Annotated in this window: 30 protein-coding genes; 13 read left to right on the top strand and 17 right to left on the bottom strand. The window is 46.0% G+C overall.

The window, feature by feature from the left end; translation table 11 throughout:
- The first annotated feature begins 156 nt into the window (after window positions 1–156).
- The 10 genes from YC6258_RS03790 (at window position 157) to YC6258_RS03740 (ending at window position 7,674) form a co-directional block, all read left to right on the top strand.
- The gene (locus YC6258_RS03790; protein ID WP_044615868.1) at window positions 157–846 is read left to right on the top strand and encodes a YggS family pyridoxal phosphate-dependent enzyme; all 690 of its coding nucleotides are present in this window, start codon (window positions 157–159) and stop codon (window positions 844–846) included.
- A 19-nt stretch (window positions 847–865) separates the two neighbouring features.
- On the top strand, window positions 866–1,696 hold the full coding sequence (proC, locus tag YC6258_RS03785; protein ID WP_044615867.1) for a pyrroline-5-carboxylate reductase: 831 nt from the start codon (window positions 866–868) through the stop codon (window positions 1,694–1,696).
- The gene (locus tag YC6258_RS03780) at window positions 1,696–2,283 is read left to right on the top strand and encodes a YggT family protein (RefSeq protein WP_044615866.1); all 588 of its coding nucleotides are present in this window, start codon (window positions 1,696–1,698) and stop codon (window positions 2,281–2,283) included. The genes proC and YC6258_RS03780 overlap by 1 nt, the downstream gene beginning before the upstream one ends.
- Window positions 2,280–2,588, top strand: a complete 309-nt coding sequence (locus YC6258_RS03775) for a DUF167 family protein (protein WP_044615865.1) — start codon at window positions 2,280–2,282, stop codon at window positions 2,586–2,588. The genes YC6258_RS03780 and YC6258_RS03775 overlap by 4 nt, the downstream gene beginning before the upstream one ends.
- A 14-nt stretch (window positions 2,589–2,602) precedes the next feature.
- Entirely contained in the window at window positions 2,603–3,751 is a 1,149-nt protein-coding gene (gene metX, locus YC6258_RS03770; RefSeq protein ID WP_044615864.1) for a homoserine O-succinyltransferase MetX, read from the top strand.
- Entirely contained in the window at window positions 3,751–4,344 is a 594-nt protein-coding gene (metW, locus tag YC6258_RS03765; protein WP_044615863.1) for a methionine biosynthesis protein MetW, read from the top strand. The genes metX and metW overlap by 1 nt, the downstream gene beginning before the upstream one ends.
- Entirely contained in the window at window positions 4,341–4,787 is a 447-nt protein-coding gene (locus tag YC6258_RS03760) for a DUF4426 domain-containing protein (RefSeq protein ID WP_044615862.1), read from the top strand. Before metW ends, YC6258_RS03760 begins: the two co-directional genes overlap by 4 nt.
- A gap of 7 nt (window positions 4,788–4,794) precedes the next feature.
- On the top strand, window positions 4,795–5,409 hold the full coding sequence (rdgB, locus tag YC6258_RS03755) for an RdgB/HAM1 family non-canonical purine NTP pyrophosphatase (protein ID WP_044619700.1): 615 nt from the start codon (window positions 4,795–4,797) through the stop codon (window positions 5,407–5,409).
- Window positions 5,410–5,419: 10 nt separating this feature from the next.
- Window positions 5,420–6,049: a uracil phosphoribosyltransferase gene (gene upp, locus YC6258_RS03750; protein WP_044615861.1), complete on the top strand. Its 630-nt coding sequence runs from the start codon at window positions 5,420–5,422 to the stop codon at window positions 6,047–6,049.
- Window positions 6,050–6,576: 527 nt separating this feature from the next.
- Window positions 6,577–7,674: a BMP family lipoprotein gene (locus YC6258_RS03740; protein ID WP_052830037.1), complete on the top strand. Its 1,098-nt coding sequence runs from the start codon at window positions 6,577–6,579 to the stop codon at window positions 7,672–7,674.
- Window positions 7,675–7,979: 305 nt separating this feature from the next.
- On the opposite strand, the gene YC6258_RS03735 is transcribed toward YC6258_RS03740, so the two are convergent.
- Window positions 7,980–9,068 (bottom strand): hypothetical protein, encoded by a 1,089-nt coding sequence (locus YC6258_RS03735; RefSeq protein ID WP_044615859.1) that lies wholly within the window; start codon window positions 9,066–9,068, stop codon window positions 7,980–7,982.
- Between the two features lie 764 nt (window positions 9,069–9,832).
- On the opposite strand from YC6258_RS03735, the gene YC6258_RS03725 reads away from it, so the two are divergent.
- Window positions 9,833–10,621 carry a response regulator transcription factor gene (locus YC6258_RS03725; RefSeq protein ID WP_044615857.1) on the top strand — a complete coding sequence of 263 codons (789 nt, stop codon included), beginning with the start codon at window positions 9,833–9,835 and terminating at the stop codon, window positions 10,619–10,621.
- A complete protein-coding gene (locus YC6258_RS03720) occupies window positions 10,618–12,204 on the top strand; it encodes a sensor histidine kinase (protein WP_044615856.1) in 1,587 nt (528 codons plus the stop codon). The genes YC6258_RS03725 and YC6258_RS03720 overlap by 4 nt, the downstream gene beginning before the upstream one ends.
- Before the next feature lie 294 nt (window positions 12,205–12,498).
- On the opposite strand, the gene YC6258_RS03715 is transcribed toward YC6258_RS03720, so the two are convergent.
- The 14 genes from YC6258_RS03715 to YC6258_RS03645 form a co-directional block, all read right to left on the bottom strand.
- Window positions 12,499–12,765 carry a hypothetical protein gene (locus YC6258_RS03715; protein WP_044615855.1) on the bottom strand — a complete coding sequence of 89 codons (267 nt, stop codon included), beginning with the start codon at window positions 12,763–12,765 and terminating at the stop codon, window positions 12,499–12,501.
- Between the two features lie 435 nt (window positions 12,766–13,200).
- A complete protein-coding gene (locus tag YC6258_RS03710) occupies window positions 13,201–13,926 on the bottom strand; it encodes a hypothetical protein (RefSeq protein WP_044615854.1) in 726 nt (241 codons plus the stop codon).
- A gap of 689 nt (window positions 13,927–14,615) precedes the next feature.
- Window positions 14,616–15,098 carry a hypothetical protein gene (locus tag YC6258_RS03700; RefSeq protein WP_044615852.1) on the bottom strand — a complete coding sequence of 161 codons (483 nt, stop codon included), beginning with the start codon at window positions 15,096–15,098 and terminating at the stop codon, window positions 14,616–14,618.
- Window positions 15,099–15,222: 124 nt separating this feature from the next.
- On the bottom strand, window positions 15,223–15,438 hold the full coding sequence (locus tag YC6258_RS03695) for a hypothetical protein (RefSeq protein ID WP_211264620.1): 216 nt from the start codon (window positions 15,436–15,438) through the stop codon (window positions 15,223–15,225).
- Window positions 15,435–15,740, bottom strand: coding sequence for a Tse2 family ADP-ribosyltransferase toxin (locus tag YC6258_RS03690; protein ID WP_044615851.1), 306 nt, complete (start codon window positions 15,738–15,740; stop codon window positions 15,435–15,437). Before YC6258_RS03690 ends, YC6258_RS03695 begins: the two co-directional genes overlap by 4 nt.
- A gap of 17 nt (window positions 15,741–15,757) precedes the next feature.
- A complete protein-coding gene (locus YC6258_RS31135; protein WP_281176319.1) occupies window positions 15,758–15,886 on the bottom strand; it encodes a hypothetical protein in 129 nt (42 codons plus the stop codon).
- Window positions 15,887–16,428: 542 nt separating this feature from the next.
- Window positions 16,429–16,896, bottom strand: a complete 468-nt coding sequence (locus YC6258_RS03680; protein WP_044618996.1) for a hypothetical protein — start codon at window positions 16,894–16,896, stop codon at window positions 16,429–16,431.
- Window positions 16,897–17,011: 115 nt separating this feature from the next.
- A complete protein-coding gene (locus YC6258_RS26985; protein WP_169748926.1) occupies window positions 17,012–17,656 on the bottom strand; it encodes a hypothetical protein in 645 nt (214 codons plus the stop codon).
- A 76-nt stretch (window positions 17,657–17,732) separates the two neighbouring features.
- The gene (locus YC6258_RS03670) at window positions 17,733–18,578 is read right to left on the bottom strand and encodes a hypothetical protein (RefSeq protein WP_044615849.1); all 846 of its coding nucleotides are present in this window, start codon (window positions 18,576–18,578) and stop codon (window positions 17,733–17,735) included.
- An 81-nt stretch (window positions 18,579–18,659) separates the two neighbouring features.
- Window positions 18,660–19,034 carry a toll/interleukin-1 receptor domain-containing protein gene (locus YC6258_RS03665; RefSeq protein ID WP_082070545.1) on the bottom strand — a complete coding sequence of 125 codons (375 nt, stop codon included), beginning with the start codon at window positions 19,032–19,034 and terminating at the stop codon, window positions 18,660–18,662.
- Window positions 19,035–19,802: 768 nt separating this feature from the next.
- The gene (locus tag YC6258_RS26980; protein ID WP_052830035.1) at window positions 19,803–20,618 is read right to left on the bottom strand and encodes a hypothetical protein; all 816 of its coding nucleotides are present in this window, start codon (window positions 20,616–20,618) and stop codon (window positions 19,803–19,805) included.
- 348 nt (window positions 20,619–20,966) lie between these two features.
- Window positions 20,967–21,182 carry a VF530 family protein gene (locus tag YC6258_RS03655; protein WP_044615848.1) on the bottom strand — a complete coding sequence of 72 codons (216 nt, stop codon included), beginning with the start codon at window positions 21,180–21,182 and terminating at the stop codon, window positions 20,967–20,969.
- 191 nt (window positions 21,183–21,373) lie between these two features.
- Window positions 21,374–21,598, bottom strand: coding sequence for a hypothetical protein (locus tag YC6258_RS03650; protein ID WP_044615847.1), 225 nt, complete (start codon window positions 21,596–21,598; stop codon window positions 21,374–21,376).
- A gap of 242 nt (window positions 21,599–21,840) precedes the next feature.
- On the bottom strand, window positions 21,841–22,302 hold the full coding sequence (locus YC6258_RS03645) for a hypothetical protein (RefSeq protein WP_044615846.1): 462 nt from the start codon (window positions 22,300–22,302) through the stop codon (window positions 21,841–21,843).
- 624 nt (window positions 22,303–22,926) lie between these two features.
- Here YC6258_RS03645 and YC6258_RS03640 point away from each other — a divergent pair.
- Complete coding sequence (locus YC6258_RS03640) at window positions 22,927–23,802, top strand: HEPN domain-containing protein (RefSeq protein WP_044619694.1); 876 nt, start codon at window positions 22,927–22,929, stop codon at window positions 23,800–23,802.
- A gap of 40 nt (window positions 23,803–23,842) precedes the next feature.
- Here the strand turns inward: YC6258_RS03640 and YC6258_RS03635 are convergent, their stop codons facing one another.
- Both YC6258_RS03635 and YC6258_RS03630 read right to left on the bottom strand, forming a co-directional pair.
- Window positions 23,843–24,040: a hypothetical protein gene (locus YC6258_RS03635; protein WP_044615845.1), complete on the bottom strand. Its 198-nt coding sequence runs from the start codon at window positions 24,038–24,040 to the stop codon at window positions 23,843–23,845.
- A gap of 271 nt (window positions 24,041–24,311) precedes the next feature.
- Window positions 24,312–24,767, bottom strand: coding sequence for a YaiI/YqxD family protein (locus YC6258_RS03630; protein ID WP_044615844.1), 456 nt, complete (start codon window positions 24,765–24,767; stop codon window positions 24,312–24,314).
- Between the last annotated feature and the right edge of the window lie 16 nt (window positions 24,768–24,783).

Raw genomic sequence — 24,783 nt, 5'->3', positions numbered from 1 at the left:
ACCTCGTCGGATGTTAAACGGTCGCCTAAGCACGCCAGCCGGAAAATTGGCTGAAAATATGCTGTGAACTGAAGATACCTATGTGTTAAGCAACACCATGTATCGTTACAATATCGTCCCCATATATACCGGGCAACGAGAATAGCACCAAAATTTATGAGTACCATATCACAGCGATTTGAGCAGATCCGCGCGCGTGTCCACAGAACCGCAGAAGCCTGTGGCCGCAAGCCTGAAGACATTGAGATCATTGCCGTGTCGAAGACCTGCCCGGCTTCAAGTATAGAACAGGCTGTCGCTGCCGGCGCCCGGCATTTGGGTGAAAGTTATATTCAGGAAGCTGTGGAGAAGATCCAGCAGCTATCCGGATTGGCAGCAATATGGCATTTTATCGGTCCGATCCAGTCCAATAAAACCCGTCAAATTGCTGAACACTTTGCCTGGGTACATTCAGTCGATCGGGAAAAAATCGCCCGTCGGCTCAATGACCAGCGCCCGGAACATTTGCCTCCACTGAACATTATCCTGCAATTAAACATCAGTCAGGATCCCAACAAACAGGGCATTGCCCCTGCCGGGTTGGAACAACTGGCGGCTCAGATCGTGGAAATGCCCCGGCTTAAACTACGCGGGATTATGGCTGTTCCGGCCATTGACCTTGAAGAATCAGAACTACGCCGCCAATTTAGAGCGATGAATACACTGTTAACCGGGCTGCAAACCAAATACCCGGAATGCAATCAACTGTCACTGGGCATGTCCGGTGATATGGATATTGCCATCGAATGTGGCTCCACCATGGTCAGAGTCGGTTCCGCCATTTTCGGCAGCCGGCCTGGCAGATAAGTAACCAAGGGTGAATACAATGGCGCAAGCCTCAATGGTCTTTATTGGTGCCGGTAACATGGCCACCAGCATTATCAGCGGATTACTGCAGAGCGGCTACACGGGTCCGATCACTGCAACCGACCCCGATCAGGACAAACTGAATCAACTGGCCTCCGGGCTTGATATTCAAACCACCACAGACAACAACGAAGGGATCAGTGGCGCAGATGTGGTGATCCTGGCGGTTAAACCACAGGTCATGAAATCAGTCTGTCAGGGACTGGTCGAAGCGGTACAGCAATCCAGACCGCTGATTATCTCCATCGCCGCCGGACTGGAGTCCGAAACCATTGAACAATGGCTGGGCGGTAATCTGGCCGTCATTCGTTGTATGCCCAATACTCCGGCACTGGTGCAAACCGGAGCCTCAGGACTGTACGCCAATACACGGGTCAGTGACGACCAGAAAAATCTGGCGGAAATGGTCTTTAATGCCGTTGGCATAAGTATCTGGGTGGAAAAAGAGCATCACCTGCATGCTGTGACGGCAACATCGGGCAGCGGCCCGGCTTATTTTTTCATGTTTATGGAAGCGATGCAGAAGTCCGCCGAATCCTTGGGATTATCCGCTGATGTCGCCGCCAAACTGGTCGGTCAGACCGCTCTGGGTGCGGCCCAAATGGTGTTGAACAGCGGTGATTCAGCAGAAACGCTGCGCAAAAAAGTCTGTTCACCCAATGGCACCACGGAACGAGCCATTCGCAGCTTCGAGCAGGATGGTTTGCGGGCAGCGGTGCAACAGGCGATGATTGCCTGCGCAGATCGCAGTGAAGAAATGGCCAGAGAACTTGCTAGCGGAGATCAATAATGGGCGCGATGTACGAGATTGTCTTTTTACTGTTAAAAACAGCCTTCAGTATTTATCTGATTGCACTGGTGGCCCGGTTCCTGGCCCAGCTGGCCCGGGCGGATTTTTATAATCCTCTGGCTCAGACCGTGGTCAAAATCACCAACCCGATCATTCTGCCATTGCGCAAGATCATTCCCGGATACGGCGGTCTCGATAATGCCAGTCTGCTGGCCATTTATCTGGTACAGCTGCTGTATGGTTTCATCATTTCCACCCTTGCGGGCGGTTACTACAACTTCGGTCAGCTTGCTCTGTATGCAGTTTTGGGTGTAGCTGGTGTATTTTTCATGGTGTTGTTCTGGTCCATGCTGATTGTGGCCATTGCCAGTTGGGTATCCGCCGGCAGTTATAACCCTCTATTGGGATTTATCGCCCAGATGATTGAACCTTTTGTCGGTCCATTCCGGCGCCTGGGCCTGCAGGTGGGAGTATTGGATTTGTCCTTTATGGTCGCGATTCTGGTGCTGTATATTCTGCAGAATATCCTTCTGTTGAGTGTTGCCAAGGCACTGGGATATGGCGGTGGCTTTTTTATCGGCCTATGAATTCCGCCGACAAACCCTTTCGTTGGGATGGCAATTGCCTTATTCTTGTTTGCCATCTTCAACCTAATGCCAAGAAGGATGAATTCTGTGGTTTACATGGCCAGGCATATAAAATTCGCATATCCGCACCTGCTGTGGATGGCAAAGCGAATGCGGGGCTAATTCAGTTTCTGGCCAAGGCCTTTCAGGTCAGCAAAAGCCAGGTCAAAATTCTGAGTGGTGAATTGAGTCGACAAAAACGTGTCAGTATCACTCAGCCGAAACAGATACCGGATTTACTGAACATCAGCAATCCGACGAATTAGACCAGGAATACTCCATGTCAAAATCCTATCCATCCGACTCTGTGGGGTTGGTGAGCCCTCAGCGGGCGCGTTTTTCTGAGCCATTGCCACTACGCTGTGGCCGGGAAATTCCCGAATACGAACTCGTCTATGAAACCTATGGTGAACTGAACAAAGACCGGTCCAATGCGGTATTGATCTGTCACGCTCTCAGCGGCAACCACCATGCTGCCGGCTTTCATACGCCCGAAGACCGCAAACCCGGCTGGTGGGACTCTGCCATTGGTCCGGGCAAACCTATAGATACCCGACGCTTTTTTGTCATTGCTCTGAATAATCTTGGCGGTTGTGATGGCAGTACCGGTCCACAGTCCATTAATCCGGAAACCGGCAAACCTTACGGTCCGGACTTTCCAGTCATGGCGGTTCGGGACTGGGTCAAAAGCCAGGCCCGTCTGGCTGACCGACTGGGCATTCAGCAGTTTGCAGCGGTTGTCGGCGGTTCGCTAGGAGGCATGCAGGCATTGCGTTGGAGTATCGACTACCCCGACCGTATCCGCCATTGCGTGATCATTGCCGCCGCTCCCAAACTCTCGGCGCAGAATATCGCCTTTAATGAAGTGGCTCGTCAGGCCATCGTTCGTGATCCGGATTTTCACGAAGGCCGTTATCTTGATCACAATACCTATCCGGCTCAGGGACTGGCGCTGGCACGCATGCTCGGTCACATCACCTATCTGTCAGATGACAGCATGAGAGAGAAATTTGGTCGTGACCTGAAGAGCGGTAAACTGAATTTTAACTATGATGTCGATTTCGAAGTGGAAAGTTATCTGCGTTACCAGGGGGAAAGCTTTTCCAACCGTTTCGATGCCAATACCTACCTGCTGATGACCAAAGCACTCGATTATTTTGATCCGGCAGCCGATCACAATCACGATCTCGCCACTTGCCTGAGTCAGGCCCGCTGCGAGTTTCTGCTGGCATCTTTTTCCACAGACTGGCGTTTCGCCCCTGAACGCAGTGAGGAAATCGTCACGGCTCTGATCAAAGCCAAAAAGAAAGTCACCTACATGGAAATCGATGCACCTCAGGGACATGATGCATTTCTGTTTCCGATTCCCGATTATTTTTCCCTGCTGTCGACGTATCTTGACCGGGTAGCCAGAGAGGGAGGATTCTGATGCGTCCTGATTTTGAAATTATTCAACAATGGATACCGGCCAACTCCGAAGTACTTGATCTGGGCTGTGGCGACGGCGAGTTGCTGGCTTACCTGCACCGGGAAAAACAGGTTCGGGGATTGGGCCTGGAAATCGAACATCCACAAATCATTGAATGTGTGCGCAAAGGCGTGCCGGTGGTCAAACAGGACCTTAACAAAGGTCTGCATAACTTCAGTTCTCAGAGCTTTGACTGCGTGGTAATGACCCAGTCCTTTCAGCAGATGGATAAACCCGATGAAGTACTCGACGAACTGCTGCGGGTTGGCAGAGAGGCGATTATCACCTTTCCAAACTTCGCTCACTGGAGCGCCCGTGGCTATCTCGGCCTGAAAGGCAGAATGCCCATGAGCAAGGCGTTACCGGTTATGTGGTATAACACCCCCAACATCCATCTTTGTACATTTAAGGATTTTGAGGAACTTTGTCGCCAGCGAAGTGTTAAAATCCTTGACCGGCTGGTGGTTGACTCACTGCACCAGAGCCGATGGTTCATTAATCTGATGCCCAACCTGCTGGGCGAAATTGCAATCTACAGGTTAACGTCGCTATGAAGCATTTATTTACTTTTCTGACCCTGTTGTGTGTGTCCTTGTCCATTCAGGCCGCCGGCGAACAAAAACAGGTTTTCGGCCGCTATGAAGTACACTATATGATGTTGAACTCCACCACACTGTCCGCCGAAGTCGCGCGCAGTTACCAGTTGCAGCGCAGTGGTAAAATGGGCTACCTGATGATTAGCGTGCTGGAGAACAAGGAAGGCGGAGATCTTCCCCAAGCGGTACCGGCGATGGTTTCTGCCCGCATCAAAAACCTGATCGGCCAGGAACGGGACATCGAACTGAGGGAAATTCAGGAACAGGGCGGCATTTATTATGTCGGTAACTTCAGTTTTGACGATGAAGACATTTATCGCTTTGAAATTGATGTCAAAGCAGAACCGGGACAGGACCGGCCTTTTACGGTTCGTCATCAGCAACAAATGTATTTTGAGTAACCAGAACGTGTCTATCAGTCAAATTGTACTGGCCAGTGGCAATGCCAAAAAACTAAAAGAACTCAGAAGTTGTCTGGGTGAGTTCCATGTTGAAGTATTACCACAAAGCGATTTCAAACTCTCTGAAGCCGTTGAAGACGGCCTCAGTTTTATCGAAAATGCCATCATTAAAGCACGCCATGCCTGTTATCATACCGGCCTGCCAGCACTGGCCGACGACTCCGGCCTGGAGGTGGATGCCCTCAATGGTGAGCCAGGTATCTATTCTGCCCGTTATGCAGACGGCCAGGGTGATGCGGCCAATAATGCCAAACTGCTCAGTCGCCTGACCGGTATTGAGACACCGGAGCGCAGTGCCCGTTTTCGCTGTGTACTGGCATTTATGCGCCATGCTGCGGATCCTACACCGTTGATCTGCACTGGTACCTGGGAAGGTCACATTGCCACAGAGTTATCAGGAGAAAACGGTTTTGGTTATGACCCTCTGTTCATACCAAACGGATTTGATATCAGCGCCGCACAACTGACTGCTGAGCAGAAAAATCAGATTTCCCACCGAGGTCAGGCGATGCAACTGCTGAAAAGCTGGTGGCAGCAACAAACCAATCTGTCATTCATTTAAGGAGCACCCTATGTCATTGCACGCAATTCAGCACCCTTTGATTCAACATAAACTCGGCCTGATGCGTGAGAATGGCATCAGCACCAAAAATTTTCGGGCCCTGGCGGGTGAAGTAGCAACCCTGCTCACTTATGAAGCCAGTCGACAACTGGAAACCGAATCAGTGGAAATTGAGGGCTGGACCGGTGCCCCAATGACTGTCAGACGAATCAAAGGCAAAAAAATTACCGTCGTACCTATTCTGCGCGCCGGACTGGGTATGCTGGATGGGGTACTTGAACTGATCCCCAGTGCCAAGGTCAGCGTGGTCGGTTTGTATCGCAACGAAGAAACCCTGCAACCGGTTGCCTACTTTGACAAAATCATCGAAGACGTAGTGCAGAGAACTGCCATGATCATCGACCCAATGCTGGCGACCGGCGGTACGTTGATTGCCACGATCGATCTGCTCAAACAGAAAGGCTGTCAGAACATTCTGGGGCTGTTTCTGGTTGCCGCGCCCGAAGGCATCAAGGCCGTACAAGAAGCACACCCAGATGTGGATATTTATGTTGCAGCCGTTGATGATCATTTAAACGAGAACGGTTATATCATCCCCGGCCTGGGCGATGCGGGCGATAAGATTTTCGGCACCAAATAATAGACAGGCTAATCAAAAGACCGTCTGCCTGAACAGTCAAACCGCAGGCGGTCACCCGATTTATCGGAACCCTCTCCAGAAATACCGTGATCCTGATTGATCCGGCTCTTTTCCCTATTCATACCATGGATATTGAGTCATTTCTGAAACTGTCAGAAAAACACTTTGATTTTCAATCAGTTAGCAGCCAAATCATCTTCCTGTTGCGTCAAAACAGCGAATTAAAACGAACTTTGCTTGACTCTCAATGCTCTGAAATATTTATTCGATTATTCACATGTAACAAAATATTCAAGGTATTAACAAAATAGTTAAAAAAGTACTCTGTTTGTTATAGACATCTTTATGAAATTTTTATTTACTCACCACGCTGCAGATAATTTTTTGCAGTTTTTGAAGCGTAATTGTCCTCACAAACAATTTTCCGGGGCACAGAAGCATGTGTCTGAATGGATATTCAAAGATCCCGTTTTTTGCAAAAAAATTTGCATGTTGGCAGTTCAATATTGATACAGGTGTACTGACTTATGAATATGAAAAAGCGCGACCCAATTACCAAATGGGTATTCTCCTCCGTTTTGGCACTCTGTCTTATATGTGCTGCAATCTTTGGTGGTTTATACGTTAAGTCGCTGCTCTCCCAAAAAAATGTGGGAAAGGTTGCAGGCACAATCCACCCTGCCGTGTTGTATGACGGGGCCGGAAAAGGGGATTACGCCTTCAACGATTCTGCTTACGAAGATGGCGTTAAGAAATTTGAGTATAACTACCGCACCAAAGTGGTTGAAGTGGAGCCGGGAACACGAAATCTGACTGAAGTGGTCAGAGAACAGGCAAGGGCAAACCACTCGCCAATCATTGCTCTTGGCTTCTCCTATAGCAATGCCATCACCACTGTCTCCAAGGAATACCCAAATCTGCAGTTCGTCATTATCGACTCAGTGGTAGAGGGACCTAATGTCCAGTCCATTATTTTCAAAGAACACGAAGGCTCATACCTGGTGGGGGCGCTCGCGGCACTCGCCAGCCAAACCCATTCAGTCGGCTTTGTCGGTGGGATGGACATTCCTCTGATTCACAAATTCGGATGTGGTTTTGCACAAGGCGCCAAAGCGGTGGATCCGAATATTCGCCTGACCAGCACCACTCTCGGTACAACCACAGAAGCATTCGCCAATCCTAAAAAAGCACAGAAAATCGCAACTCAAATGTTCGCTAATGGAGTGGATATCATTTTTGCCGCTGCTGGTGGTTCCGGCGAAGGTGTCTATCAGGCCGCGTTCGAAAGCGGCAACCGGGCAATTGCTGTCGATGCCAGCCAGAACTGGCGTTTTACCGGTGAAACGATTATATCCTCGATGCTGAAAGAAGTTGGTTTTGCGGCTTACCAATCCATGGAAGAAGCCATCCATGGAAAATGGAAATCCGGGACCAAATTGCTGGGTCTGAAAGAAGGTGGGGTATCATGGAGCCTGGATATGTTCAACCGCAACAAATCCGTAAAATCCGAATGGATTGAGCAAATTGATGAAATTAAAGAAGAACTCATTGATGGAGACGTCAAGGTTTACGATTACAGCAATGACCAGACCTGCCCGGTTGATACAGGAATGTTCGCCAGTTAATTCTTATCAAGGAAACTGATAGTTTTGTACAAGGATGTACAATCATTTATGTCTCTCAATCGTTTCGCGATTAGGGGGGCCTCTGAAAAACAGGAATAGTTTTGATGCAGGCGAGGAAGCACCACTCGCGACACCGCAGTTTACTGACGAAAAAGAGGATGTGAGACGGGGGCTGACAACGTCCTGCGCGAAAATAGTCCATTTTTCAGAGGTTCCTTAGATTTATGGGCAGCAAAGCCGGGCAGTTCTCCCAGGTCCGTAGCGATGCGTCCCTGCATCACAAGCTTAACGACCATGAAGACCAGCTAATAAGATAACTCAATCACCTCAAAACGATCATCTGCAGGCGTGGAGGTATACAAGCCATCGACCTGATCCCACTCATACTGCCCACCCATCATGGCTTTGATTCGCTGATCAGAAGTCGACGCTGACAATGCATTTTCTCCAGTTGGATCGAGATTCTCATTCAATTCCAGAGGTGCCGGATATGTCCTCGACAACATCCACCAGTCATAGGCCATGATGTGCTTCTGATCAATCTCCCACCAGTCGCTGTACCAGAAACGCAGTCGCTGAAAGGCCGCCAATCGGGTCATTTCCTCATTACAGTCACCAATCCAAAGATCGCAAATACCCGATGATCGGGTCATTTCCAGTGCAATATCATAATGATCAATCAAGTAACGAGCATATGCTCTGGATATTTCTCCGGTCCAGGCATCATTGAGATAATTCTTGCCAAACTTCGACCAGAACGGATCAGACAGCACCAATCGCTCAGGAATCATTGACGCGGGAACAATCCCCTGCTCTGCCCGTCTGGTCAGTCCATAAGCGACTGAAATAGCCAATTGATTACCCAGGGAATGACCATGCAGCAACAGATAACCGTTGCGGTTGTTTTTCAATGCCTCCGCAATGGCATCGGTCATCAATTCTGAAATGCTTTTTTCCGGGGCCTGAAGGGTACTGTAACTGCCATCAGACTGACGATACCGCATCCCTCTGGGACCCGTGGCCGTCCACATTTTGGCCTCGGCGTCCTTGACCTCCAGTTCATCGGCAAATTGATTCCAGTAGTAAATTCCGACATTCCAACCCTGATCAATCCAGGCTGCGGCTTCATCGATATCATATCCATGAGCAGGTGCATTATTCTGGAAATTAAAGTTAGGCCGCCAATAATTATCCTTACTGGTACCGAGCTGCCAGCCATGAACGAAAATCAACGTTGGCTTACCGTCATCGTAATAACGATTGCCGGGACCCGTATACTTTTCTGAGGCCTGATCCTTGCCAAACCAGTACAGACCATAATCCAGAAAATCTGCCCGTGCGCTTCCCGCCAGAAAACACAGCAGACATAACAGTTTTACAATATTGTTGGACATAAACGTCACCTTTTTATTATTGCATGTATTTTTGGTGACCCTTTTTGATGCAGTGGATTCAACTGATCAGCGCAGAGAAAATTTCAAACAGACACAAAGCATCATACGGGTGATAACAACGTCACCCGTAAAAAGACCGATATTGATTAATCAATGAATACCGCTAAATCAGACAGACTTGAATGAATAAAGCAACGATGCTGACCACCTGACTCCATTACAGTCATCGTTTAAACCGGGGGATTGAACAACCAGCCCACTCACACCCCCATTGCCCTGACATACCTGGGACACCCCATTGTCTCTTCCGGTTATTATTTTTATGTATGAAGATAACTTGTTGAGAATAGCAACAGAACAGAAAATCTGTCGAATATCCGCAATGACTATGCGTTTAAAACCTCGAAATACCATATTTCCGCCATTATCATATTTTCCAAGTGCACAATACTTGCGTCTGAAAATCCACATATGGTATCCCCTTTGACCTGTTATCAAAGCCGAAAGATAAGCCTGAAAACAGACATATGAGTGGGAAAATCCGGCCAGTCGTGATCATTCTCCATCAAAACCCACCAATAGCTGTCTATCCGACAACCGGCTATCGACACACAAACCGATAACCGACTCTGGTTCTGCCACACTGCGGGTAACCACCGAATCCAGATTGATGGAAATATTGGCGGCCAAATCGGAAAAAGTTCACGTCAATCACACTGTAAACAGGCTATGCTTTCGGGCATTCGAAGTGGAGTCAGGCAGGCATGGCACATTTATTCTGGGTCGAGGACCAATCACACTGGATCGACCGGTTCAGTGACATTTTGATACAAACCGACTTTGACGGCGGCCATAACACTCTGGAAGTCTTCAAATTTCCAGAGGCGGCGCGACAGCGTATTACCCATATGGATGATCAGAGCCGGCCCGATCTGGCGATTCTGGATGCCCATATGAACGGAAATGATCAGGCTGGATTCAGCGTTTCCAGAGCCCTGCACAGTAAATGGCCGGACCTGCCGATCATTTACCTGTCAGAGCACAGCGGCACCGGTCTGGAGGAGCAGGCTTTTGAACAGGCCAACGCCCAGGATTTTATTGCCAAACACCAGCGTAACATCGAGGCGGTATTGTGCTGGCGCATTAAAGCGGCCCTGCGCAAACGCCAGTCAGGACCGGACGCACCTGCCAATCTCATTTCCAGTGGCAGCCTGAAAATCGATCTCGCCACCTGGGAGGTTTATTGGCTTAACAAACGCCTGATGAACCCCCATAACCCCAAACGTCCTCTGGCACCGACGCCACGTAAGATTCTGCGGTATCTGGTGGAAAGCAGTCCCAGACCGTTGAACACTGAACAGATCGCTGATCGTCTGGAGGCTGATCTGGAACGGTTTTCCTATGCCAATTACCGTCAACACATCAAAACCCTGCGCATGGCCTTTGATATGGCAGAGAACCAGCCTGGAGATTTTATTCAACGCTGTCAGAGTGGAACGGGGATCGTGACCTTTGGCGATGAACGTGCCTACTGCTGGAAACCAGACCGATGATGAAAAAAATGTCCACCCCCTACCCGATCCTCACCAGTCTTTCGGCCTTGTTGCTGATTGCCTATTTTTTATTGCTCGGCCAGCCACAGTTGCTGAGTTTTTATCAGTTGCCGGACATTATCACCACCTTTCAGGTACAGCTTGCAGCGACCGTGGTATTTATCCTGATACTGTTGATAGAACTGCGTCTGTTTCAACGTCGTCGTCGCAATCAAAAAATTGAAATCGCCCGTTTTCGACAACAGATGGCAGAAGTGCTGGCGGACAAAAAACAACTGCATGCCAAAACCCATGTCTATGCCAACCATGCCGACAAGCTGAAACTGTTCATCAGCGACAAACTGCTCGAATACATTGAATACGATGAAAAATTTCTGCACTTCAAAAGCATCGCCTCTGAGGTACGGCATAATGGCGTCATCAGTTACGACAAAATCAAAACCATCCTGCTCAGGCAAATCAGTCAGTTGCAGGATACTGACTCAGAACAATTGCAGCAGACTCAGGAAGCCCTCGACAGCCTGATTTATTTATGGGATCTGTTGGATCTGTCCACCGCCGACAACATTGCTCTGCATATTGCCAATCAGGTCTGTGACAGCGAAGAGCAGTTTTTTCAGGCTGAATTTCAAACTCACGAAGGCGGTGAATTTCCGGCACAGAACATTTTTTCCCCATTGTCCGCCGTACAAAAAGCATTGCAACGCTGCTTCGGCTGCGCGATTGGAGATGCCCGCAACGGCACTATTTGTGTCGATGACATCGATCAGGCCTGGATCAATCTTACGACCACAGACAATATTCTCGGCAACGAAAACCATATCGTGCTGGTCCTGGAAAATTTGCTGAACAATGCCCAGTTTTTTTCCAGCCGCCGTGACTATAAACAGAAACATGCCGGCATTGCGGTGGACCTGAAAGAACAACAGGGATTTGTCTGTTGTCAGATTTACAATCGTGGTCCGCATATCGACGACGACACCGCGCAGAATATCTTTCAGCTCGGTTACTCCACCCGCAGAGTCAAAGAGCACCACGGTAAAGGTCTGGGCCTGTATTTCGTCAATGAAATCGTCAAAGGTTATGATGGCAAGGTTCGGTTTGAAAATGTGTTGAATGAAGCCGATGTCCTGTCACTACGCTTAGAGCTTGCCGATGGCACCGTAGTGACCGAAGTACTGGAACTCGTGGTCGAGGATGATCGACCACTGTGTCGGAAATCCGGTCACGATGAAGCAGTAAAAGAACTGGACTGGAAACTTCAGGATAAACTGCTGAATATCGAAATTACCCATCAAAGCGATCAAAAAACCCATCGTTTGCTGGAACTGGACAGCAAGAAAACCATTATGGACCCGAGTCAACCCGCCTGTCCGCGCTGGTCGTTAACGCTTAAACAAAGTCATAAACAAACAGACATCCATTTCAAACCATTGGATATTTCCGGAGTGCGTTTTGAAATCCGCCTGCCAACTGCGACCGCCCGACTTGACGGCGACCTGCTCAATGCCGACGAAGCCGAGATGGATGGGGAGGTGTCTGAGATCAAACAGAAATTCAAGGGCCTCGAACAGCTAGGCTGATGATCGAGGGCCTGCGTTAGTGGGCAGGCCTGTCAGTCAATCAAATTTGAAGAGAGAGGGTAACGACAGCGCAGGCCAATATCGGCAACACTGGCAGATTCATGCAACTCCTTACCGACCTTCCTGCACCGCCGCGGGTTTGTCGCTGCCTGCCACAGAATGCTCACTTATAAAGTGAGGAAACAATTCTAACGTTCGCATTTGGGGCCGCAGCAGTGTAGGCATGGAGCGCCGAAACGGAGTTCCCAGGCCACGAAGTGGCCGACCAAGATGCGCTTGTTATGTTTTATTTTCTTATTCATCTTCCCAAGGCATTTCTGGCAGTTTGTCCAAGTTTTCGTTGTAACGTTTAGGGTTAAATTCCTCTGCGTTTTTAACTGCACCAAATATCTCAATAGACAAGGCACAGGCTATATATTTTAATGACTCCTCTCGACTTATACCCAAAGATCTTAACCGTTTTAAAGTTTGTTTTACTTTGGGTGGATCATTATTTTTTATCTGACTTTCTACAGCCTCTATGATTGCTTTTCCTGCTCTTGAAGGATCTTCTTGATTCATGATATTGACCTCCTCAAGAAACATAACGCAAAGTTAAGTGGCGACGCGCAGTGGAGCTGACTTGAACGACTTGTTATATTACGATGCCTGTTCATGGCAACAATTACATTTTTTGGGCACTTCGATTGAGCCTATAAAACTCATACCTACCCCATAAGGTTTGTGACAACTAGGGCACTCTATATTCCCAATGCTGGAATAGATATAGGTAGTTGCACCTACGAATCCTAGTAGCAGAATAAGAATGCCTAACGGCATAACAAATATACTTAACAAGAACGAAGAAAATATAATCGCAAAACCATTCGCGACTTTCCTTCTCGCCTTACTTTTTAAACGCTTAATCGAAATGCTCATAAAGTAATATAACGCCGCCGGCAGGGACAGACAAAGCGCGCAGCGGTTTGGCTGTCCCTCTGGCTGGCTTTGTTATGGTTACGTTGTCTTGTATACATACCAATTTCCGGTGACAGACTCAATATAGATATAATTATCATCTGACATTTTGGGCACTTCGGCGCCAGTTGGCACAAACAAATAGCCAACTGAATTATCCAAAATTCCACCTATGTTAATGTCAACGATGCCACTGCTTGATTCGTAGCCTACAAAATTAAGATTTAGATGTTTAGCAGATTCAGTAGCCTTTTCCTGGCTTGTTTTAGCCTGAACGGCTATCACATTTAGGCTATCAATATTTTTATGCAAGAATTCTTTAAGCTCGGAATCCAATTGCAAAGTAAGAAGCATGTTCTGATACTGATACTCTTCTTCTTTTGTTCTATTGGATTTACTTTGTATCTCTTGCAAGGCCATAAAGAATATACCCGGTAATGCCAGGTTCCTAACGGCTGAAATTTTCCATTTGTTTTGGTCATTGACTAAATAGATATACCAGTCTTGAGACCTTCCATCTTTTGAGAGCAATACGGCATAAATTTCCCTTTGTAGATTTTTTTCAAGCAGTCTCAGACTAACATCGATACCTTTGGGTAAACTCTCACCTAAAGTGGGTTTATCCAGATAATGCTCCAACATCTCTCCAGCGTACACTTCTCTTTTATTATTTATTCCCTCTTGGCCAAAGAATTGCTCCACTAGCCTCAATTCGTCTGCAAACGCAGCCAAAGGCAATAACAAAAGAATACTTAAAATTCGCACGAAATTTCCTTAGTAACCATAACGCCAAGCTCACCTGCAAATATTGCGGAGAGCGATTTTGTGTAAAATGGAGCTACGCGACATACACAAAACGAGCATAGCAATATTTGTCAGGAGCAGCTTTTTGTTATGGCTTTAACTGCACGCTGCAAACCATATATTAGATAAAGCGCGTACGATACAACTGAAACAAAAAATACATGGCCAAATATAAGTGGGGTATAGATCCAATATACCGCCATAAAAACAAAGATTACCAGCCAGATCGCGGCTATAGTTTCTAGAGACCTGTACACAACTACTATCTTTCTATTTTTCGAATTCAGAAATCCTAGAGCAACCGGCGATAAAACCGTTAGCCATACAAACACAAGAACAAATATGTCATCAGCTGATTCATCAGCAAGCCGGATAGTACGAGTTGTCTCCTCAGTTACCTGGCACTGAGCTTCCTCAGCTTCCAATTCCGGTACAATTTCCTTGCACGCAGAATATGAACATTGGGCTATCGGTAGAAACGTAAAAGCCAGAAATACTATACCCACCGTTAACTTAATCGCGCGATTCATACTTTTAAACCATAACGCCCGGCTCACCAGCGCCCAAACCAGAGAGGCTTTTGTGGTAAAGTGTAGCGCAGCGAACCCACAAAAGCAGCGTAGGTTTGGGCGTCTGCGTGGAGCTGTTTGTTAGCTTATAGTTTTGACCCTTTCCCATTCTCTCTTAAGTATTTTTTGAGAAAGAGCAACCAATTCATCATTGAGTTCAGTCGGCATACCTTGAAAACTAAATACGTATTGAGCAATCTCGTTCACTTTTTCGACAAGTAGTTTATGATCATCTTCATTTGGGTTGATGAGTAGCTTAATTTTAAACTGATGCAGTGCTATATCAGAAAGCAACGCCGAGAATTCAGGAGATTCACGATTGCCAAACAATTTTGGAAGGACCATGTTAACTTTAGATATATAAAGAGAAAGTTCGTCACGCAATGTGTTTATCCATTCCTGCCGATTTTTAGATAGAACGGTCGACCTTGCATTAAGGTCAGCAACCGATAGTGCTGCTTCAGTTTGCCGCTTTGCTACTCGCAACGAAATTATTGGACCAACAATCACTGCTACAAGAGCGACGACTGAAGGTGCTATCTTTAAAATGCTTTCAAAATCCATACGTACTCTTCGATTTATCCAAGTGGGAAAGCTAACGTTGGCCACAGCGGCGAGCGATAGCGAGTCCAAAGGCCCAGCGCGTAGCGGGTTTATAGGGCCTTGATGTTGCTGGCCCTTGTTAGCTTTAGACGATATCTTCCAGTGGTAAGCCTATGTCTTTTTCAAGTTTTTTATACTGTGATTTTATCTCAGCATAGAACTGACTGACTTCAAGTAGATATTCTTCATAGTCCGCTCTATCCCTTAATGTTTCACTCTTTAATAATTGTTCATTGTATCGAACAGCATCACGCAGAGCTTGAACTAGCAATGGGGCAGCTGCATTTGAAATTTCAATCACTTAGCCAACCTCTCAATCTCAGCAGCAAACAGTTTTAATAGCATTCTAAATTGCTCAATAGGCATATCATGAGCGGGAGCTATAGTATAATGAGTAGCAGAAAAAGACTCGTTGTATGAGTCTTTTACTATCGCAAGCCCGTTTGGCAAACGTGTTCCTGCAGGGATTTTGTAATGAATCCAGTCTTTCCCTTTGGGAACTCCGGGTTTGTCAAACGTTGAAACACCTCGCGGCCAGTGTTTTACTTTTACCCAACCATTCTCGATGACAAGATCAGGCTTTCTTACTTTTCCATTCGACATTTTAAAGGGCACTTCTATTAGATCGAAAGCCCAACATTTCGCTTAACATTCAAGCCACGCCAAAGGTTTACTGGAACAACTCCATCAAAATATCGTTCCAGTTCGCCCATTGAGATAAAAACATCTTTTAAATTAACAACTTCCATACAACCTCCTTTTTTGTTGATTAATAGCTAACGTTTTTGTTTTGCGGCGAGTTTACGAGTCCAAGGCCCACCACGTAGCGGTGTATTTAGGGTCGTTGCAACAACTTTTTGTTAGATTTTCGGCCTACGGCAAACTCTTGCACCTCATTTTTAAATACGAAGCCATAGGACTTCAAATATTTGGAGTGGGAACTCAGTTCGACAAAGCCGGCGAACGGATATTTATCGATTACACTAACGTCAGACTCGAAACCTATTCTGGCAACACCACTAACGCTATAAGTTCGCTTACTCTCTTTTCGTAGCCTCAATTTTTCGAAGCCATCACACCACAACGGGTTCTCAAGCGATACAGTTTTAAGCTTCCAAGTCAGAACCCATTCCAAATCTGAAGATATCTTATGCAACATACAAACCGCCTTCGCTAGTGTTACAGCGAACTTCGTTTCATTACGCCGAGCATTTCGATTGATCTCTTTTAATGTGTAGCGTGTATTCATTGCTTAAATCTAACGCCGTGGTCAGTGGAGCCAGTTACCTTGTTATGTGATTTCATAGCGCTTAAGTGACTTCCAATCATTTGAATCTGACGGCCACAATATTACCTTGTATAAATCATCAGCTGGTTCCCACTCCACCGTAATTGAGTCGAGCCCCTTTGCCAAAGACAATAATGCATAATTGCCTTTGGGCAACCCTATACGCTTTGCATCAGGCAAGTAATCAGTACAACCATAAACGGCGCATCTACCCGAAGGGAAACTTACGAAACCCAAAGAAGCATGATCCCATTCGTTCAAATCGACTTGAGGCTCACTTTCTAATACTTCAAGTTCAAAATTAACGTCAACATTTCGATAAGTGCCCACAGCAACTGTATTCTTGGCAACAGCCAATTTTAGATCCAGCGCCTTATCAGTCCATATTTCAGACGTATCATCATCGGCTCCATCATCCATAAGATAAAGCTGAAAATAGTCTGCAAAAATATCGAATTGATGTATGGACATGACTTCCTCTTGCTCACATAACGCCCGGCTATGGCGCCGGAGTGCAGTTGGGATTTTTTTGTGGTAACTACTACAAAAAAGGCCGACGGAACGGAGGTCGCACATGAGCCGTTTGTTAGCCATTTTTGCGCCCATTCTTGTACGCATCGAATATCGCCCTCAACTCTGAGAAAGGCTTCAGACCTATTTCAATTGGATTTTCTGGTACTCGTTGATGATCAATATACCTGATACCTCTAACCACATAGAATTCACCCAGCGCCATGTCTAGTAGGATATATGACGCAGATACGAATATTTCCCGCTCCTCTTCTGAGTACTCAGGGTGATAAACGATAAGATCGAAATAACCTTCCTCTATGCGAGAATAAATCCATATTTTTGATGGGTCTAGATCTTTACCCGAATATTCTAAATTGAATTTTGCATAATCATTCATGCGTGGCCTAAAAGGAATGATTACCCACCTATCAAAATTTGGAGCCGCTTGGCTTAAGGCTTCAACATCAGGAAACAGCTCGGATATACCGTCTGCACTTATTCCGTCGGAGATCTGAGATATCTCAAAGACCAAGCCTTCCCGATACTTAGATAGGTTGTCAGATATGGTGTCCAAGACTTTTTCTTGGTCATTTTCAAACGTGAAGATGGCTTTCTCGTTTGTAGAAAACCAATTCCAAAACTCTTGCTCTCTTGACTCCGTAGAGAATATTCCCATAGAGAAACTCGATAATATTAAGAATAAGAAAACTTTGCTCATGCTCATATTTGGCTACAGCCCGCATTTGCGGCTGGTTTGGAGCGCAGCGGAAAACCAGTCCGACAACATGCGCTTGTTAGCTTTTGACTGTGATATTGGATAAGACATCAATTCCAAGCATGTTCTTAGTGCTTACAAGCTCTTTTGGGAAATTACCTTCCAATAACAAAAGTGTTCTGACATTCTTCGGCTTACCTTGTATGCCAAGCATAGCCTCAAGAACTGCTTGATATTTAACACATTGATATAGGCCCCGATGAATATCACCTACATCAGAAATAAAGGATTTTACTTCGACAGCAATAATTTCGTTACGCCATGAAAACACGACATCCACTGAGTCACCAGAGTGTAAATTAAACTCGGCTTCGCCCTTGGGACAGCTTAGAGGTAGACCAACTACAGTAGGATTATTCGCGATAAATTCCTTTAATTTCTTGTGCGCCTCGCCTTCGCCTCCAGCGCCCATTGATTTTTGCATAATAGGCACTGGAAAATTGGGTGGGTTTAAACCCAATTCATCTAATAGTTTTAACCACCGGGGATAGGAATAAATTTTAGAAAGTTGCCCATTAACAACAAGGCGCTTTTGCTTTGTATCTAGTTTTTTGAAATCAGCTTCAGAGATAAACCAACCAAACCCCTCACCTGGTAATTTAGTTGCTTTGTTTATAACCAAGCATTGAATCGGCGGTATATCTTCATTTTTCTGTTTCGATAACTCAAGGATAGTGGTTCCTATGCACCCTAGAACATAATTTAAGTTACGTTCATTTGGCATTCCCATTTCTTCAGCTAAATCTGAATAATATATAGGTTCCCCTATGAGCGCCTGCCTCACAAGGAAAGGGAATGCTTCCCGCGCTCTTTGCTGGTAAAGCTTATTACCCCAAAGATTATTAGAAGCTTCTGCTGTACCCACTAAACTCTCCTTGAAAGCTAACGCCGCGCTCTGCGGCAAATTTGGAGAGCAGCAGAAAATTTGTCCGATAGCAGCGCTTTGTTATGCCTTTGAAGCCAAAATCACTTCCGCCAGTTCTCCGGCTATTTCTTCAATACTTTGCAAAGACGTATTTAAAGCCACTTTATCCGCGATAGCAGGACTGAAGTTGATTACTTCAGTTTTAGTTATTTTGTGCCATATCGGCAGTATCATTTTGTGGCCATTCATTTCTCTAGCAACCATTGAGTCTAGCTCATACTGAGTCCAGTTTTTTGAACAAAAAGCCGACGATAGAATAACAGTACCAAAACGAGATCGAACCAGACCTTGATCAATACTTTTTCTCAAGCTATCTCCAACCTTTAGGGTAAATTCATCATACCAAACCTTAACCCCTATATTTTCTAGCGTTTCAGCAAGAGGACGTACGAACACCCGGTTTCGGTATCATGACTTACTTCACCGCCTTCGGTTGGTAGGTGCCATCAAGGAGCTGTGATTTAATGCCAGGCCAGTGCTGTTTTAAATACGCTGGCAGGTCGTCCACGGTCTTGCCCGTCTATACCCGCGCTTGCCTTTATTGCACTTTATGGAGAGCACAGCGTAGATTAAACGCCTCTACGACCTTCTCCATTAACTGAATATCATGAACCGGAGCGTCCTCTTTTAATTGTCCAACACGAATTTCATCTAGCTCAGATGCACTATTCATATTCACTCTTAAACAACGACTCTCTTCATTCAAACCCGCATCTCAGCGGGTACCGTTCGGGCCTTCCCTTAGACATGCACTTCCGATTTAATCGGCCGAGTAATCACCGGTACTATGCCTTCTGCTGACTTCTCTTGAGCGATCGGGATAAATTGCTTTATCCTCAGCGGTTTTCATCTGCAAGCAGATTCCCAGCGCAGCTACAAGAGATCTCCCAGGGTAAGACAATTAACTTTCCTCGCATGTACGCCTAATTTATAAAACGTAAGCCAATCGCAGATGGAAGACTTCGCAGTTACGTGCCCACTCGTCTCACTTACGTCACACCTCATATTAGGTTCTTTTTCATCGCCACACGATTTTGGATTAGGCTTCCTTCAGACATTCCCTCACGAGTTTGCTCTTGCCCTTTTCCTAGCCTTCGGCTCTACGAAAACCCGGCAAGAGGACTTGCACCTCTCTAGTTAATTGCCATGCCTGGCACACACGCTTCAAGCAGAGGCACCAGCATCGCTGGCGTCCTGCTGGCTTGATTTGTTAGCCCTTTCGATCAAAGATTTGCGCCGCAACCAAAACACCAGCGCTCCTAGTGGAACTGAAGCAGACACAATCCATGGGGCGCCTGGGCCAGCAGCAGTTGCCGACGCACCGAAAAGATGAACGCTTATCAATTGAAAAGCATATGCGCCATTTGTCCAATTTACCTGGATAGCCCCGAACCCAAAAAGAACAAAGATAATCCACAGCCATTTTTTTCGTTGAATAGGCGTGCGAATACATACAATTAAAGTGAAGAGAATAAAAAGCGGCACTAAAACAGCTAAACACAGCACTAAATACTGCAACCCTGATTTTGAAGATAAACCAAAAGCGTTTAGTTCCTTTTGGGACGCTTCAGTTTGGTATACGTGGATGCCTATAACTTGATAGCCGCTATCAGTTTTCTTAAGTACAGTATTTGCGAGGTTCCAACCGCTTTCGAACTGATATTCAAAAGTGAAGTTACCTTGCCATTGCCCACTAAACACATTGACCTGTGAGCCAATTATTTTTACTGAGAGCGGTTCACCATCTCTAAAATATGCTGCCATTTGTTCTAGAAGCTCATCAGTAACTTGAGCATCTAACTCTGGGCTCAGGAAACCTTTGACATAAGTAAAATCTCTTCCTCGTAACTTCGATAAGTAATCTTTAGCAAAGCTGGACTCTTCTTTTGGGATAAATCTTTCACTTAATTCCTCTTGACTACACGAAGAAAGAAATAGCGTAAGGATTATCAATATCAATGCTATATGTAGTTTATGCATGGTTTCCTTCTGAGGGCTAACGCCTAAAACTGCGGGCACGACAGTGGTCCGCAGCTTTGTATTGTTAGAATTGGCATGACCGGGAAACTGCTGAACTTCAAATCACAATTGCCACTAGACTGAGCCAACTCCTGATTACCTGACACCCAACGACTGACGTTGAATGACACCTGATTTTACCTATGTACCCGTCACGGATTTGTCAGTGTCACAGAATGCTCACTTACAAAGTGAGGAAACAATTCTAAGGCGCGCACAACGGCCGGAACAAGCGTAGCTTGTGGAGGTCCGGCATACAAAGTGTGCGAATTGCTGCGCCTTGTTATGCGTTTTGGCAAACTATATCAACTAACTAAAAGTTCGAATGTACAATGCTTCAACTTTATCTCTTGCCCACTGAGTTTTGCGTAAAAATTTAAGCGAAGATTTGATTGAGGGATCATTCGAAAAACAGTTAATACGAATTTGCTCATAAAGACCATCCCAGCCAAAATGTTCAACCAGACGCGTTAAAATTTTTTCCAATGACAAACCATGTAAAGGATTATTGGGCTGTTGATTCATTAAGTATTCCTGCACTTAATTGTCTGTACACCAGATTTGACTATAACTCGCTTATCTCTTTCAACGTATATTACTTTGGTGTCCAACCTTATTCTCCTTAGAGGCACATAACACCGTGCCATGGGGCTGACGGAACGGAGGTCCCAGCCCCGTAGGGGTGACAACATGCGCTTGTTATGTTTTGCTTACGGTCATTCATCACGGAGCCTTTCTCGGCACTGTGCAATGAACTCGTTGTATCCAACTTCTGATTCCTGATGCAAGCTTTTTTCGAAGATACAGCATAGATTCCAGAGTGCTCGTTCCTCAGCCTGATCTTCAATGCTGAGTTTACTGCTGTCACTGAACCTTCGGGTTAACTCGAAGAGCACCCACGCTTCATCTTCAGTGAGTGTAATTTTCACTTCTTTGCTCATAATCTCTCGTACACATAACGTTTCGCATAACCGGGCGCACAAAGATGCAGAGCGAAGCGGCGCAGCTTTGTGCGACCCGTGTTTACGCGTTTGTTAGGGCTAATCAGCACCAACGATGACCAAGGCTTTCTTCATATGGGCCCTAACGCCCACAACACGGGCCGGAACGCAGCGGCGAAGCCGAGGAGTGGAGGTCCGGCCCCGCAGGGGCTAACGTGGTTGTGTTTGTTAGGTGATTGAACTTATTCATATGCACGCTCTATGGACTTTTTGCAGCGCTCACCTATGTCTATTGTGTGAAATGAAGTAACACCCTTGTTTGGATGTGTTATTACCTCAAAATCGATGACTTTTAACCCCTTTAATGCGAAAAGGAGCGAGTACTCAAAATCTTTGTTCTTAGGTGAAACTTTAAATTGGATATACGGAGGAAGTGAGGACCTTTGATGATACCAAGAACTTGTGACGGAAAGATCATAGGACTCATGATCTTGGAAATATTTAAAAACACAGGGAGGCATATTAAGAGTAGTGCCACCTATTGATATCTGTCCTTCTCGCACATTTATCGATGCAGGCAGATATTCATCAGGTAACCCAATCAGTCCACCATCAGAACCAACTTGAATAATCCTGTCCTGGTGTGAGTATGCAAATGAACTCAGCATTACGATAATTACAGCTAGAAAAAATCTCCGATCCATGTGCTCACCTAACAGTTATTCCACATCCGCTGACAAAATATCCAGAAGACGCTTTTTCCTGAGCAGCCAAACTCACTCAGTCTCATCAAACCCCATCAACATAGGCACACAGCCCATTTCTGTCAATTTCGCTCGTTGGATATTCGGTCTGGAGACGCAGTATCCGGAAAAATCGGTCGCCTGCAGGCCACTGAATTCATGGCTTTATAGAATATCCATGATACTTAACCAACCAGACAAGTATCGTATTTTCAGCTCATTATTCCGGATACTATGTCTGCAGACCGAGTATCCAGCGAATATCTGGATACTGAGTCTTAAGGCATGATTATTTATGACATTTATCGCAAAAAAATAGGTGTTATTTTATACACACTGTTTATGAATACTGTGTCTTATAAATAATGCTGACAGGGACGTGTAAAATGCAAACAATCGATACCCGAAAAACAATTAACAGCGCTGTGATTTGTCACAGGCTCAATCACTGGTTTCGGTCTCCACGACTCCTCTATACACCCCTACAAACCACGGCTCCCTACTCACGGCCAGTCTATGGACATTCCAGCGGTCAACCCTCAGACTAAGCTACCCAAATGCATTTTAGAATCCGTCGTTATCACCATGAAAACCAGCCTTGATCATCTACCGGAAGCCAAACAGCACGAGCTCCAGTGTATCTCAACCATCCTGCGCGATACCCTGGAGGATTATCTGCAAGGCAAGACCGGGAGTAAAACCGAATACCGGATTTTGAAAATCATTCTCTTTGGCAGTCACGCCAAGGGTACCTGGGTGAATGATCCGGAGAATGGTTATATCAGTGATTACGATATTCTGGTGGTGGTGAACAAGCCGACGCTGGTGGATGAGGATATCGTCTGGCAACGGGCAGAAGAAGAGATCGGCCGAAAGGTCACTTCTGCGCCGCTCGGGTTGATTGTGCATGACCTGGAAGATGTGAATAACCGGCTGGTTCAGGGTCACTATTTCTTTAAGGATATCCGGGAGGAAGGCATTGAGTTGTTTGCAGCAACCCCCAGGCCGCTGGCACTACCCGGGAATTTAACCGACGCAGAACAACGCGAGATTGCGCAGAAGCATTATGATCAGTGGTTTGTTTCTGCAAATGATTTTTTCAAGCTATATCAATATGCTTATAAGGAGTCCATGATTAATGTTGCTGCATTCAACCTTCATCAGGTCACTGAACGGTTTTATGCTTGTGTACTCCTCACCTGCACTAACTACCTGCCCAAAACCCACAATATCGAAAAGCTACAACATTTTTGCATACAGATTGACGCCGACTTTGCCGGCATTTTTCCGCTCGACAGTAAATTTCATCGGCGCTGTTTCCGACGTTTGCAGCGAGCCTATGTTGAAGCGCGTTATTCGGAACATTACGAAATTACAGAAGAAGAATTGAAGTACCTGGAATCGGAAGTGATCAAGCTGAAAGTGCTGGTGGAGAGAGTTTGTCAGAACAGGCTGGTTTGAATTGTATTCGTCTCGATTTGTCCGTGATTTCCTATTTTCCTTACTCCTCTCTGAGTAAATCTGCATCAAGAAATTCGGAATCTTTTTTTGGAATTTTTCCATTAAAGCTCGTAGCATAAATCGAAGCCCAATCTATGAAATATCCAAGCTCCACTGCATAACTCCTGGCTTGATCCAATCCCCAGACATTCCGATATATTCTTATATATTTCAGCATTTTCATTAGGGTCTGTGTCATAGTTCATTCCAAATACAGCACTTTCTGTATGTCGATTTTGCCTCTTTACTTCGTCCTCACGGTTTTGCATTTTAATGCAAGACTCGGCCTGATCTAATGCTTCTTTAAAAGCTTTCTGAAGTAATAGATAAAGCTTCCTTCGACAACAGCTTTGTAACTTATTAACTAGCCGGCAGCAAAGGATACCGATTGTGCCTGAAAGAACGACTTGACCAGTTTTTTGTTTTGAGCAATCAGCTCAAGATCTATAAATGTCCGTTCATATGATCCATTAATATTTAACGGCTTTCGCCAGCAGGCGGTCCAGTTGATTGGCAAACTCTCGTCGGTCCTGCTGATTCAGTGGCGGCGGGCCACCCTGTTGAGGCACACCGCTGGCGCGCATGGTATCCATGAAGTCACGCATGTTCAGACGCGCACCGATGGTATTGGCGGTGAATCGTTCCCCCCTCGGACTCAGAACATGGGCTCCCTTTTCCAATGCCTCTGCAGCCAGAGGAATGTCCGAAGTGATCACCAGATCATTCAGCTGAGTCCTGCGGACAATTTCGTTATCGGCAATATCGAAACCTTTTTCCACCTGCAGACTGCGAATATGAGGTACCGATGGCGTCGCCACCGGTTGATTGGCCACAAAGGTCAGAGGCAGACCGGTGCGCATTGACGCCTTGATCAGCACTTCCTTAATCACCTTCGGAACCGCATCAGCGTCTACCCAGATATGCATGAAACCTCCTTCTATT

Source organism: Gynuella sunshinyii YC6258 (genome assembly GCF_000940805.1).
GTDB classification, from domain to species: Bacteria; Pseudomonadota; Gammaproteobacteria; order Pseudomonadales; family Natronospirillaceae; genus Gynuella; species Gynuella sunshinyii.
Note: the sequence above shows the minus strand (reverse complement) of the source record. Positions and strands in the feature narration are given on the sequence as shown.

Excerpts from the sequence above, each read along its gene's own strand:
- YC6258_RS03790 (WP_044615868.1), top strand. The coding sequence starts at position 157 with ATGAGTACCATATCACAGCGATTTGAGCAGATCCGCGCGCGTGTCCAC.
- proC (WP_044615867.1), top strand. The coding sequence starts at position 866 with ATGGCGCAAGCCTCAATGGTCTTTATTGGTGCCGGTAACATGGCCACC.
- YC6258_RS03780 (WP_044615866.1), top strand. The coding sequence starts at position 1,696 with ATGGGCGCGATGTACGAGATTGTCTTTTTACTGTTAAAAACAGCCTTC.
- YC6258_RS03775 (WP_044615865.1), top strand. The coding sequence starts at position 2,280 with ATGAATTCCGCCGACAAACCCTTTCGTTGGGATGGCAATTGCCTTATT.
- metX (WP_044615864.1), top strand. The coding sequence starts at position 2,603 with ATGTCAAAATCCTATCCATCCGACTCTGTGGGGTTGGTGAGCCCTCAG.
- metW (WP_044615863.1), top strand. The coding sequence starts at position 3,751 with ATGCGTCCTGATTTTGAAATTATTCAACAATGGATACCGGCCAACTCC.
- YC6258_RS03760 (WP_044615862.1), top strand. The coding sequence starts at position 4,341 with ATGAAGCATTTATTTACTTTTCTGACCCTGTTGTGTGTGTCCTTGTCC.
- upp (WP_044615861.1), top strand. The coding sequence starts at position 5,420 with ATGTCATTGCACGCAATTCAGCACCCTTTGATTCAACATAAACTCGGC.
- YC6258_RS03740 (WP_052830037.1), top strand. The coding sequence starts at position 6,577 with ATGAATATGAAAAAGCGCGACCCAATTACCAAATGGGTATTCTCCTCC.
- YC6258_RS03735 (WP_044615859.1), bottom strand. The coding sequence starts at position 9,068 with ATGTCCAACAATATTGTAAAACTGTTATGTCTGCTGTGTTTTCTGGCG.
- YC6258_RS03725 (WP_044615857.1), top strand. The coding sequence starts at position 9,833 with ATGGCACATTTATTCTGGGTCGAGGACCAATCACACTGGATCGACCGG.
- YC6258_RS03720 (WP_044615856.1), top strand. The coding sequence starts at position 10,618 with ATGATGAAAAAAATGTCCACCCCCTACCCGATCCTCACCAGTCTTTCG.
- YC6258_RS03715 (WP_044615855.1), bottom strand. The coding sequence starts at position 12,765 with ATGAATCAAGAAGATCCTTCAAGAGCAGGAAAAGCAATCATAGAGGCT.
- YC6258_RS03700 (WP_044615852.1), bottom strand. The coding sequence starts at position 15,098 with ATGGATTTTGAAAGCATTTTAAAGATAGCACCTTCAGTCGTCGCTCTT.
- YC6258_RS03690 (WP_044615851.1), bottom strand. The coding sequence starts at position 15,740 with ATGTCGAATGGAAAAGTAAGAAAGCCTGATCTTGTCATCGAGAATGGT.
- YC6258_RS31135 (WP_281176319.1), bottom strand. The coding sequence starts at position 15,886 with ATGGAAGTTGTTAATTTAAAAGATGTTTTTATCTCAATGGGCGAACTG.
- YC6258_RS03680 (WP_044618996.1), bottom strand. The coding sequence starts at position 16,896 with ATGTCCATACATCAATTCGATATTTTTGCAGACTATTTTCAGCTTTAT.
- YC6258_RS26985 (WP_169748926.1), bottom strand. The coding sequence starts at position 17,656 with ATGAGCAAAGTTTTCTTATTCTTAATATTATCGAGTTTCTCTATGGGA.
- YC6258_RS26980 (WP_052830035.1), bottom strand. The coding sequence starts at position 20,618 with ATGCATAAACTACATATAGCATTGATATTGATAATCCTTACGCTATTT.
- YC6258_RS03655 (WP_044615848.1), bottom strand. The coding sequence starts at position 21,182 with ATGAATCAACAGCCCAATAATCCTTTACATGGTTTGTCATTGGAAAAA.
- YC6258_RS03650 (WP_044615847.1), bottom strand. The coding sequence starts at position 21,598 with ATGAGCAAAGAAGTGAAAATTACACTCACTGAAGATGAAGCGTGGGTG.
- YC6258_RS03645 (WP_044615846.1), bottom strand. The coding sequence starts at position 22,302 with ATGGATCGGAGATTTTTTCTAGCTGTAATTATCGTAATGCTGAGTTCA.
- YC6258_RS03640 (WP_044619694.1), top strand. The coding sequence starts at position 22,927 with ATGAAAACCAGCCTTGATCATCTACCGGAAGCCAAACAGCACGAGCTC.
- YC6258_RS03635 (WP_044615845.1), bottom strand. The coding sequence starts at position 24,040 with ATGACACAGACCCTAATGAAAATGCTGAAATATATAAGAATATATCGG.
- YC6258_RS03630 (WP_044615844.1), bottom strand. The coding sequence starts at position 24,767 with ATGCATATCTGGGTAGACGCTGATGCGGTTCCGAAGGTGATTAAGGAA.